At 69.6% G+C, this 11040-nt stretch carries 11 protein-coding genes; 9 read left to right on the top strand and 2 right to left on the bottom strand.

The window, feature by feature from the left end:
* The 8 genes from QN345_RS10405 to QN345_RS10370 all read left to right on the top strand — a co-directional run.
* A partial coding sequence (locus QN345_RS10405; protein WP_323508629.1) for an Asd/ArgC dimerization domain-containing protein occupies positions 1-379 on the top strand: 379 nt, incomplete at its 5' end.
* Positions 376-1548 carry a bifunctional glutamate N-acetyltransferase/amino-acid acetyltransferase ArgJ gene (argJ, locus tag QN345_RS10400; protein WP_134559715.1) on the top strand — a complete coding sequence of 391 codons (1173 nt, stop codon included), beginning with the start codon at positions 376-378 and terminating at the stop codon, positions 1546-1548. The genes QN345_RS10405 and argJ, both read left to right, overlap by 4 nt.
* Before the next feature lie 140 nt (positions 1549-1688).
* Positions 1689-2540 (top strand): acetylglutamate kinase, encoded by an 852-nt coding sequence (gene argB, locus QN345_RS10395; protein WP_241984934.1) that lies wholly within the window; start codon positions 1689-1691, stop codon positions 2538-2540.
* A 39-nt stretch (positions 2541-2579) separates the two neighbouring features.
* Positions 2580-3842 (top strand): acetylornithine transaminase, encoded by a 1263-nt coding sequence (locus tag QN345_RS10390; RefSeq protein WP_134559711.1) that lies wholly within the window; start codon positions 2580-2582, stop codon positions 3840-3842.
* Positions 3843-3877: 35 nt separating this feature from the next.
* Positions 3878-4810: an ornithine carbamoyltransferase gene (argF, locus tag QN345_RS10385; protein WP_134447015.1), complete on the top strand. Its 933-nt coding sequence runs from the start codon at positions 3878-3880 to the stop codon at positions 4808-4810.
* 33 nt (positions 4811-4843) lie between these two features.
* The gene (locus tag QN345_RS10380; protein WP_134447017.1) at positions 4844-6043 is read left to right on the top strand and encodes an argininosuccinate synthase; all 1200 of its coding nucleotides are present in this window, start codon (positions 4844-4846) and stop codon (positions 6041-6043) included.
* Between the two features lie 10 nt (positions 6044-6053).
* On the top strand, positions 6054-7490 hold the full coding sequence (argH, locus tag QN345_RS10375) for an argininosuccinate lyase (protein ID WP_322136127.1): 1437 nt from the start codon (positions 6054-6056) through the stop codon (positions 7488-7490).
* A gap of 53 nt (positions 7491-7543) precedes the next feature.
* Positions 7544-8155: a DNA-3-methyladenine glycosylase gene (locus tag QN345_RS10370; protein ID WP_322136126.1), complete on the top strand. Its 612-nt coding sequence runs from the start codon at positions 7544-7546 to the stop codon at positions 8153-8155.
* A gap of 61 nt (positions 8156-8216) precedes the next feature.
* Here QN345_RS10370 and QN345_RS10365 read toward each other — a convergent pair whose 3' ends face one another.
* Both QN345_RS10365 and QN345_RS10360 read right to left on the bottom strand, forming a co-directional pair.
* Positions 8217-8816 (bottom strand): hypothetical protein, encoded by a 600-nt coding sequence (locus tag QN345_RS10365; protein ID WP_322136125.1) that lies wholly within the window; start codon positions 8814-8816, stop codon positions 8217-8219.
* Positions 8813-9496: a winged helix-turn-helix transcriptional regulator gene (locus tag QN345_RS10360; RefSeq protein ID WP_323508628.1), complete on the bottom strand. Its 684-nt coding sequence runs from the start codon at positions 9494-9496 to the stop codon at positions 8813-8815. Before QN345_RS10360 ends, QN345_RS10365 begins: the two co-directional genes overlap by 4 nt.
* Positions 9497-9662: 166 nt before the next feature.
* Here QN345_RS10360 and tyrS point away from each other — a divergent pair, with 166 nt between their 5' ends.
* Complete coding sequence (tyrS, locus tag QN345_RS10355) at positions 9663-10964, top strand: tyrosine--tRNA ligase (protein ID WP_241975411.1); 1302 nt, start codon at positions 9663-9665, stop codon at positions 10962-10964.
* Positions 10965-11040 lie beyond the last annotated feature (76 nt).

Here is an 11040-nt window from a genome sequence, read left to right as displayed (position 1 = left end):
GGCGGGCGCCGTGAATCCGACCATCTCCTTCACGCCCGTGATCGTGCCGATGTCCCGCGGCATCCTCGCGACGGCGACGGCGCGCCTCGTGCCCGGCACCTCCGCAGCCGCCGTGCGCGCAGCCTGGGAGAGCGCATACGCAGACGAACCGTTTGTGCACCTGCTCCCGGCCGGACACTTCCCGCGCACGAGCGACGTGCTCGGCGCCAACACCGCACTGATCGGCCTCGCCGTCGACGAGGCCGTCGGCCGCGTCGTCACGGTGACCGCCGTCGACAACCTCGCCAAGGGCACCGCCGGTGCCGCGATCCAATCCGCAAACCTGGCCCTCGGGCTGCCCGAGACCCTGGGCCTCAGCATGAATGGAGTCGCCCCGTGAGCGTCACAACCCCCGCCGGATTCGCGGCAGCCGGCGTCACAGCCGGCCTCAAGAAGTCCGGCGGACTCGACCTCGCCGTCGTGCAGAACCTCGGCCCGCTCGCCAGTGCCGCGACCGTGTTCACGAGCAATCGCTGCAAGGCGAACCCGGTGATCTGGAGCCAGCAGGTCATGCGCGGCGGCAGCGTCCGCGCGATCGTGCTCAACTCGGGCGGTGCGAACTGCTACACCGGCAGCATCGGCTTCCAGACCACCCATGCGACCGCGGAGGCCGTCGGTGACCGCCTCGGCGTGTCCGCCGGGGAGGTGCTCGTCTGCTCGACCGGCCTGATCGGCGAACAGCTCGACCTGGACAAGATCACCGCAGGCATCTGGGACGCCACCCTCGCCCTGCGCACGGACGACTCGACGTCCGCCGAAGCGGGCCTGTCCGCCGCCAGGGCCATCATGACGACCGACACCACTCCGAAGCAGTCCGCCGTGACCGCGCCGGCCGGCTGGTCGATCGGCGGGATGGCCAAGGGCGCAGGCATGCTCGCCCCCGGCCTCGCGACAATGCTCGTCGTGATCACGACCGACGCCGTCCTCGACTCCGCCCAGCTCGACAGGGCGCTTCGGGTCGCGACCCGGATCACCTTCGACCGCCTCGACTCCGACGGCTGCATGTCGACCAACGACACCGTGAGCCTGCTCGGCTCTGGCGCGAGCGGCATCGCGCCGGACGAAGCCGAATTCGCCGCCGCGCTCACCGCGATCTGCCAGGACCTCACCCTGCAGCTGCAGGCCGACGCGGAGGGCAGCGCCCACGACGTCGCCATCACCGTGCGCAACGCCGAGACCGAAGCCGACGCCGTCACCGTGGCCCGCGCTGTCTCCCGCAGCAACCTGTTCAAGACCGCCATCTTCGGCAACGACCCGAACTGGGGCCGCGTGCTCGCCGCCGTCGGCACGACGGATGCCGCCTTCGACCCGTACAACATCGACGTCACGATCAACGGGGTGCAGGTCTGCACCGCGGGGGAGCCGGACCAGCCCCGCGAACTCGTCGACCTCACGCCACGCTCCGTCACGGTGCTGATCACCCTGCACGCGGGGGACGCGGAAGCGACGATCTGGACCAACGACCTCACGCACGCCTACGTCGAAGAGAACAGCGCGTACTCGAGTTGACCCGTCACACGCACGGCAAGGCCTCGCACCGGCATCCGCTCGCGGACACCGGCACCGGAACGCACGCGAGCGACGCGGAGGTCGACACGACCGAGGCCGAGTCGAACACCCGGGCCGAGGCCGCGGTCAAGGCCGAGACCCTGATCGAGTCGCTGCCCTGGCTCAAGCACTTCCACGACAAGATCATCGTCGTCAAGTTCGGCGGCAACGCCATGGTCAGCGAGGCGCTGCAGCGCAGCTTCGCCGAGGACATGGTCTACCTGCGTTATGCCGGCCTCCGCCCCGTCGTCGTGCACGGAGGCGGCCCGCAGATCTCGGCGATGCTCGACCGCCTCGGCATCCAGAGCGAATTCCGCGGCGGCTACCGCGTGACGACCCCCGAGGCGATGGACGTCGTGCGGATGGTGCTCACCGGCCAGATCAACCGCGAGCTCGTCAGCCACATCAACGAGCACGGCCCCCTCGCGGCCGGCCTCTCCGGCGAGGACGCCGGACTCTTCCAGGGCCGCCGCCGCGGCACGATGATCGACGGCGAGGAGGTCGACCTCGGCCTCGTCGGCGACGTGATCGGCGTCGACCCAGAGGCCGTGCACGCCCAGCTCGACGCCGGCCGCATCCCGGTGATCTCCTCGATCGCGCCAGACACGGATGTCCCGGGCCAGTCCCTGAACATCAACGCCGACGCCGCCGCCGCGTCCCTCGCCATCGCGCTCGGGGCCGAGAAGCTCGTCATCCTCACCGATGTCGCCGGGCTCTACAGCGACTGGCCGAACCGGGACTCCCTCGTCTCGATCATCGAAGTGCCCGAGCTCCGCGCCCTGCTGCCCGACCTGGAATCCGGGATGATCCCCAAGATGACCGCCTGCCTCGACGCCGTCGAGGGCGGCGTCGCCAAGGCGGCCATCATCGACGGGCGCGTGCCGCACTCGATCCTGCTCGAGGTCTTCACCGGGAGCGGGATCGGCACCGAAGTAGTACCCCGGGCGAACTGAGCCCAACCGCACCACACCACCGACACGACGGATTTGAGAATGACAGGCGAAACGATCACCGACTCACCGGCAACCTACGCGGGCACGACCGACGCGGCCACGCTCGCGGAACGCAGCGAGGGCTGGCGTGACCGATACACCGCGGCGATGATGCTCACCTTCGCGCCGCCGCGCGCGATGCTCGTCCGCGGCGCCGGCTGTTACGTCTGGGACGAGAACGGCACCGAATACCTCGACTTCCTCGCGGGCATCGCCGTCAACTCCCTCGGGCACGCCCACCCCGAGCTGGTCGCCGCCGTGTCAGCCCAGGTCGGCACCCTCGCGCACATCTCCAACTACTTCGCGTCCCCCTCGCAGATCGAGCTCGCCGAACGGCTCAAGCGCATCACCGGGGCCGGCCCGGCCGGCCGCGTCTACTTCTGCAACTCGGGCGCCGAGGCCAACGAAGCGGCCTTCAAACTCGCCCGCCTCAATATCGGGAGTGAGCCCGGTCGGCCGCGCACCCGCATCCTCTCGTTGCACGAGTCCTTCCACGGCCGCACCATGGGCGCCCTCGCCCTGTCAGGCAAGCCCGCCATGCGGGCGCCGTTCCTGCCGGTGCCCGGCGGCGTCGAGCACATCCACGCGACCTTCGAGGCCCTCGAGGCCGCGATCGACGACACCGTCGCGGCCCTGTTCCTCGAGCCCGTGCAGGGGGAAGCCGGCGTCATCGACCTGCCGGACGGCTTCCTGCGCCGCGCCCGAGAGCTCTGCACCCGGCACGGGGTCCTGCTCATCCTCGACGAGGTGCAGACCGGTGCCGGACGCACCGGAGACTGGTTCGCGTACCAGCACGACGGCATCCTGCCCGATGCGATCTCGATCGCCAAGGGCATCGGCGGCGGGGTGCCGATCGGCGCCCTCGTCACCTTCGGTGCGACGTCCGAGCTGTTCCAGCGCGGCCAGCACGGCTCGACCTTCGGCGGGAACCCGCTCGCGACCACGACCGCCAACACCGTGCTCGGCATCATCGAGCGGGACGGCCTCGTCGCCAACGCCGCCCGCCGCGGCGAGCAGCTCCGCGACCTGATCCTCGGCTTCGACTCCCCGCACATCCTCGAGGTGCGGGGCCGCGGCCTGCTGCTCGGAATCGGACTCGCCGAGCCCGTGGCCCTGAAGCTCGCCGACGCGGCCCTCGAGGCCGGCCTCATCATCAACGCCGCAAACGAGTCCACCATCCGGCTCGCGCCGCCCCTCATCGTCGGCGAGGCCGAGCTGGCCGAATTCGGGCGCCGATTCGGGCTCGCCCTGGCCAGCCTCTAGGCTGAAGAATCCCCCATTCCAGCGAAAGTGACCCCGTGACCCGCCATTTCCTGCGCGACGACGACATCTCCCCGGCCGAACAAGCCGAGATCCTCGACCTGGCCGTTGAGCTCAAGCGCGACCGATTCCAGGCGAAACCCCTCGCGGGCCCCCAGACCGTCGCCGTGATCTTCGACAAGTCGTCGACCCGCACCCGGGTGTCCTTCGCCGTCGGCATCGCCGACCTCGGCGGAAGCCCGCTGATCATCAGCACCGCAAACAGCCAGCTCGGGGGCAAGGAGACCGCGGGCGATACCGCCCGCGTGCTCGAACGCCAGGTCGCCGCGATCGTCTGGCGCACCTACGGCCAGGCCGGCCTAGAGGAGATGGCCCTCGGCACCACCGTGCCCGTCGTCAACGCGCTCTCCGACGACTTCCACCCCTGCCAGCTCCTCGCCGACCTGCTCACCATCCGCGAACACCGCGGCGAGCTCGCCGGCCTCACCCTGACTTTCCTCGGCGACGGCGCCTGCAACATGGCGCACTCCTACCTCCTCGCCGGCGCGACGGCAGGCATGCACATCCGTGTCGCCTCCCCGGCCGGCTACACCCCGCAGCCGCAGGTGCTGGCGGATGCCGAGGCCATCGCCGCGAAGACCGGCGGCTCGATCACCCTCTACACCGACCCCGCGGAAGCGGTCACCGGCGTCGACGTCGTCGTCACGGACACCTGGGTGTCGATGGGATTCGAGGAGGAGAAGGCCGCACGCGTCGCCTCCCTCGGCGCCTACCGCGTCGACAGCGCGCTGCTCGCCCGCGCCAAGCCCGACGCGCTCTTCATGCACTGCCTTCCCGCCGACCGCGGTTACGAGGTCACCGCGGACGTCATCGACGGGCCGCAGAGCATCATCTGGGATGAGGCCGAGAACCGCCTGCACGCGCAGAAGGCGCTGCTGGTCTGGCTGCTCGGCCACAACACCAACCCGTAAACTGAGACTTAGTAGATATTTAGAGGGAGAACCATGGCTGAACGTGTTGTGCTCGCATACTCCGGTGGACTGGATACCTCGGTCGGCATCGGCTGGCTGAAGGATGCGACCGGCAAGGAGGTCGTAGCACTCGCCATCGACGTCGGACAGGACGGCGAAGACATGGAGGCCATCCGCCAGCGTGCGCTCGACTGCGGCGCCGTCGAGGCCATCGTCGTCGACGCGAAGGACGAATTCGCCAACGACTACATCGTCCCGGCCCTCAAGGCCAACGCGCTGTACCAGAAGCGCTACCCGCTCGTCTCCGCGCTCAGCCGCCCGCTGATCGCCAAGTACCTCGCCTCCACCGCCAAGGCGCTCGGCGCCGACAGCGTCGCCCACGGCTGCACCGGCAAGGGCAACGACCAGGTCCGGTTCGAGGCCGCCGTCGCCGCGCTTGCTCCCGACCTGATCTCCCTCGCCCCGGTCCGGGACTTCGCGCTGACCCGCGACAAGGCCATCATCTACGCCGCGGAGCACAACCTGCCGATCAAGCAGTCCGCGAAGAGCCCGTACTCGATCGACCAGAACGTCTACGGCCGCGCGGTCGAGACCGGCTTCCTCGAAGACCCGTGGAACGCGCCGATCGAGGACCTCTACACGTACACCCAGGACCCCACGGTCACGCGGGACGCGACCGAGGTCGTCATCCGCTTCGACCAGGGCGTCCCCGTCGCGATCGACGGCAAGCCCGTCACGCCTCTGCAGGCCATCGAGATCATGAACAAGCTCGCCGGCGACCAGGGCGTCGGCCGGATCGACATGGTCGAAGACCGCCTCGTCGGCATCAAGAGCCGCGAGGTCTACGAGGCCCCCGCCGGCATCGCCCTCATCGCCGCGCACGAAGAGCTCGAGAACATGACCATCGAACGCGACCTCGCCCGCTACAAGCGCGGCGTCGAGGCCAAGTGGGCAGAACTCGTCTACGACGGGCTCTGGTTCTCCGGCCTCAAGCGTGCCCTCGACGTGTTCATCGACGAGACGCAGAAGTACGTGACCGGCGACATCCGCCTCAAGCTGCACGCCGGCACCGCGGTCGTCACCGGCCGCACGAGCCCGCAGAGCCTCTACGACTTCAACCTCGCCACCTACGACACCGGAGACACCTTCGACCAGAGCATGGCCAAGGGGTTCATCGAGCTGTGGTCGCTGCCGAGCAAGATCTCCGCACGCCGCGACCTGGCCGGCAAGTAGGGTCCGGAGCATGACAGGCGATTCTCCGGTCAACCGCGCCGGTGAGGCGGGCGCCCTCTGGGGTGGCCGCTTCGCCGGGGGACCGAGCCCCGAGCTCGCACGGTTGAGCAAGTCGACCCAGTTCGACTGGCCACTCGCGCCATACGACATCCGGGGTTCCCGGGCTCACGCCCGTGCCCTGGCCGCCGCTGGTTACCTGAGCGCCGAAGAACTCGCCGCCATGATCGCCGGGCTCGACCGGCTCGACGCCGCCATCAACGATGGAAGCTTCCAGCCTGCCGAGAGCGACGAGGACGTGCACTCCGCCCTCGAACGCGGCCTGATCGACATCGTCGGCGCCCCGCTCGGCGGCAAGCTCCGCGCCGGGCGCAGCCGGAACGACCAGGTCGCCACCCTGATCCGGATGCTGCTCCGCGACAAGGCCGCGAGCATCTCCGCGCACCTGATCACGGTGATCGATGCCCTCGCCGCCCAGGCCGAGGCCAACGAGACCGCGATCATTCCCGGGCGCACCCACCTGCAGCATGCGCAGCCGGTGCTCCTCGCCCACCACCTCTTCGCCCACTGCTGGCCACTCGTGCGCGACCTCGAACGCTTCACCGACTGGGGCAAGCGCGCGGACTACTCGCCGTACGGTTCCGGCGCCCTCGCCGGGAACACCCTCGGCCTCGACGCCCGGCTCGTCGCGACCGACCTCGGCTTCGGCCACGTCGTCGAGAACTCGATCGACGGAACCGCGAGCCGCGACCTCGTCGCCGAGTTCGCGTACATCACCGCCCAGATCGGCATCGACATCTCCCGCCTCGCCGAGGAGATCATCCTCTGGAACACCCGCGAATTCGGTTTCGTCACCCTCGACGACGCGTACTCGACCGGGTCCTCGATCATGCCGCAGAAGAAGAACCCCGACATCGCCGAACTCGCGCGCGGCAAGTCCGGTCGCATGATCGGCAACCTCACCGGCCTGCTCACGACCCTCAAGGGTCTCCCGCTCGCGTACAACCGCGACCTGCAGGAGGACAAGGAACCCGTCTTCGACTCGATCGACACCCTCGAGGTGCTCCTGCCCGCCTTCGCCGGCATGATCGCGACGTTGACCTTCCACACCGAGCGGATGGCGGAACTCGCCCCCGCGGGGTACTCCCTGGCCACCGATGTCGCCGAATGGCTCGTCAAGCAGCGTGTGTCGTTCCGGGACGCGCACGAGATCACCGGGCTCCTCGTGAAGTACGCCGAGCAGAACGAACTCGAACTCCACGAGGTCGACGATGACGCGCTCCTCACGATCTCCGCGCACCTGACCCCCGAGGTGCGCAGCGTGCTGAGCATCCACGGGTCCGTCGAGGGTCGCGACGGCCAGGGCGGCACCGCCCCGGTTCGCGTTGCCGAGCAGCGTGCCGTGCTCGTCGCCCGGGTGCGCGTGCTCGCCTCGGCACTCGCGCTCTAGCGGGCGCCACGGGTGAACGCCGCGCGGGAACTGCGACGTGACGGGCGCCGCCGGTGAGCCTCGACCGGGAGCTGCTCGCACGGCCGGCGATCGAACTCGCCCCGCTCGTGCTCGGTGCGGTTCTCCGCCACGGCGGGGTCGCGCTGCGCATCACCGAGGTCGAGGCCTACCTCGGCGACGGAACCGACCCGGGCTCGTATGCCTTCCGGGGTCGCACCCGGCGTAATGCGGCCATGTACGGCCCGCCCGGGCACCTCTACGCGTATTTCAGCTATGGGATGCACGTCTGCGCCAACATCGTCTGTTCCCCGGAGGGTGCCGCGTCAGCGCTCCTGCTCCGCGGAGGCGAGATCGTCGACGGACTGGCCGAAGCCCGGTCGCGCCGCACGACCTCGAAGACCGACGGCGATCTGGCCAGGGGACCGGCGCGGCTCACGATCGCCCTCGGTATCGGGCTCGGCGACGACGGCGCCGATCTCGGCGCCCTGCCGTTCGAGCTGACCCTGCCCGCCATTCCCGCGCCTGCGGTACGCACCGGTCCGCGCACCGGCGTCAGCGGTCCCGGCGGGGGAGTGGCGTTCCCGTGGCGATTCTGGCTCCCGGGCGAGCCGACCGTGTCGCCCTACCGGCGGCATCCGCAGCTTCGAAACGCGTCGGGGGTTTGAGTCACGGACAAAACACCCTCCCGATCGCGCAGAGGGGCCGTAACTCAGCGCACGCAGTCGCTCAGCTCGTCGCGATCTTCACGAGGGCGGCGCACGCGCAGGCCCAGATCAGGCTCGCGAAGGTGCCGATGATGAAGCGCTCACGGGTTTCGGCCTCGGTGAGTTCGGTGAACCGGCCGACGCCCTTGATGGCGACGACGACGGCGATCGCCTCGGGGAACCCGGCAAGGATCGCCCCCGCGACCGCGAGCCGTTCGAGGATGCCGATCATGAGACCGCCGCGGAGCACCTCGTGCACGGCACCGGCCGCGCCGGGTACTGCGGGCGTCGCGCCGTCGTCGACGAGGATGCCGCCGTGCTGGCCGGGCCGCGCGGAATCGTGGGTGGCGAAGTCGAGTGCGAGCAGGGCCATCGGACCGCCGCCGACGACGGCGAGGGCGAGTGCGATCAGTCCGAGGATGACGCCGAAGGTGTCGCTGCCGCCCGGAGCGGGGGCCGCCGCGATCAGCAGGGCGCCGGCGAGGCCGCCCGCCGAGATGATCGCGAAGGTCTGCTTCCGCCACCGGAACGCGAGCACGGCGCAGACGAGCGAGCCGATCGTCACGAGCAACAGCAGCATCCAGTACAGCGTGGCGAGGATCTGGAAGGACTGGATCGTCATCCGGCGGTGTCCGTTTCTGTCGAAGTCTGCTCGAGGTCTTCCACGAGCCTAACGAGTGCGGGGTGTGCAGCCTCCTCGACCCTCCAGAGCGAGGACTTGATCCGCTGGCTCACCGCGGCGGGCGTGATCCCGAGCCGGGCGGCGATGTCGACCTGGCTGAGCCCGCCGCGCAGCAGGTCGACCGCCGCCCCCCCCACCCGCGCGCGGCGCGGGCGGAGCAGGAGCACGGTCGCGATGAGCGCCTCGACCTCGGCGCCGGCCAGAATCGGTGCGCCAGCGGGCAAGCCGGGGTGGGGCCGGCCGGCGGATGCCCCGGCCGCCGTGGCCCCGGACCCGTCTGCGTCGAGGGCGAAGCGGGCATCCGCTTTCTTGGCTCGCGTCACGGCGGCCCGCGCGGCGCTGAATGCCGCGCCGGAGGCCTGCCGGGTGGCGTGGGGGAGCGGCACCCGGACCGGGCCGATGCCGAGGCCGATGCTCCAGTGCCCCGACCGGTGCAGCGCGAACACGACGTCGAGCGCGGTCGCGGCGTCGGTGAGCAGCGCCTGGATCTCGTCGCCGGAGGTCTGGTCTGGCGGCAGGAGGAAGGCGGGGCCGAAGTCGGCGGCGAGGCGGGCGATCATCTCGCCGGCCCGGTCCCGGTCGTGGCGGCTGTCGATCTGGTCTGCGGTGATCACGAACATGAGCGCGCCCTCCGGTGCGATTGCTGTGCAGCGCGGGAGTTCGCCCGCATAAAGTAAGCGTACACGCTATATATCTCAATATTCATTCTTCAGGCTTAATTATTTACGATGAAGGCTCAGGCCTGTCCTCCCGGCCCGGCACGGCCGCGCTGGTAATCTGGGCTGCGTGTCAGATCCCGTGATCCTCAAGCAGCAGTCCAACGACGTCACCTTCGAGAATGTCTGGGAGGAGATCTCCTGGCGTGGCCTCGTGCAGGTGTCGACCGACGAGGCCGAGCTGCGCGCGCTGCTCGCGGGGGAGCCGATCACCTTCTATTGCGGGTTCGACCCGACCGCGCCGAGCCTGCACCTCGGAAATCTCGTCCAGCTCCTGCTGATGCGCCGCCTGCAGCTCGCCGGTCACCGGCCGCTCGGCCTCGTCGGCGGTTCCACCGGTCTGATCGGCGACCCGCGGCCCACCGCGGAGCGGGTGCTGAACACCAAGGACACCGTCGGCACCTGGGTCGGCTACCTGCAGGCGCAGGTGTCGCGCTTCCTGAGCGCGGAGGGCGACAATCCCGTCACCCTGGTGAACAACCTCGACTGGACCGGTCCGCTCAGCGCGATCGACTTCCTGCGCGACATCGGCAAGTACTTCCGGGTCGGCACCATGCTCAAGAAGGATGCGGTGAGCGCGCGGCTGAACTCCGACGCAGGCATCAGCTACACCGAGTTCAGCTACCAGGTGCTGCAGGGCCTGGACTTCCTCGAGCTCTTCCGCGCGCACGGCTGCGTGCTGCAGACCGGGGGCAGCGACCAGTGGGGCAATCTCACGAGCGGCACGGACCTGATCCGCAAGGCAGAGGGTGCGAGCGTGCACGCCATCGGCACACCCCTGATCACGAACAGCGACGGCACCAAGTTCGGCAAGAGCGAGGGCAACGCCGTCTGGCTCGACCCCACCCTGACGAGCCCATACGCCTTCTACCAGTTCTGGCTCAACACCGACGACGCCGATGTGATCCTGCGCCTCAAGATCTTCACGTTCCTGACGCGGGCCGAGATCGAGGGCCTCGAGGAATCGGTTGCCACGGAACCCTTCAAGCGGCTCGCCCAGCGCACCCTCGCCGTCTCGGTGACGAGCCTCGTGCACGGGCGGGCGGCGACGGATGCTGCCATCCACGCCGCGCAGGCCCTCTTCGGCCAGGGTGACCTCGCCGACCTCGACGAGGAGACCCTCGAGGCCGCCCTGCGTGAACTCCCCAACACGACAACGGCCCCGCACGCACCTGTCATGCAGTTGCTCGTGGACACCGGACTCACGACGAGCCTGAGCGAGGCCCGGCGCGCGATCAAGCAGGGCGGGGTGTACCTGAACAACGTCAAGGTCCTCAGCGAGGACCAGACCATCGAGGGGGCCGTGCTCCCCGGTGGTGTCGCCGTGCTCCGCCGCGGCAAGAAGACCCTGGCCGGCGTCTTCGTCGAGTAGTCCCTGCCCGGCGTCTTCGTCGAGCAGTCCCCGCCGCGAGAGTACGATTTTGGCCCTTAAACCGGAGGTTTAAGGG

The sequence above is a fragment of the Cryobacterium sp. 10I1 genome (assembly GCF_035019805.1).
Taxonomy (GTDB): Bacteria; Actinomycetota; Actinomycetes; order Actinomycetales; family Microbacteriaceae; genus Cryobacterium; species Cryobacterium glucosi.
Note: the sequence above shows the minus strand (reverse complement) of the source record. Positions and strands in the feature narration are given on the sequence as shown.

Excerpts from the sequence above, each read along its gene's own strand:
- QN345_RS10380 (WP_134447017.1), top strand. The coding sequence starts at position 4,844 with ATGGCTGAACGTGTTGTGCTCGCATACTCCGGTGGACTGGATACCTCG.
- QN345_RS10360 (WP_323508628.1), bottom strand. The coding sequence starts at position 9,496 with ATGTTCGTGATCACCGCAGACCAGATCGACAGCCGCCACGACCGGGAC.
- QN345_RS10365 (WP_322136125.1), bottom strand. The coding sequence starts at position 8,816 with ATGACGATCCAGTCCTTCCAGATCCTCGCCACGCTGTACTGGATGCTG.
- argH (WP_322136127.1), top strand. The coding sequence starts at position 6,054 with ATGACAGGCGATTCTCCGGTCAACCGCGCCGGTGAGGCGGGCGCCCTC.
- QN345_RS10390 (WP_134559711.1), top strand. The coding sequence starts at position 2,580 with ATGACAGGCGAAACGATCACCGACTCACCGGCAACCTACGCGGGCACG.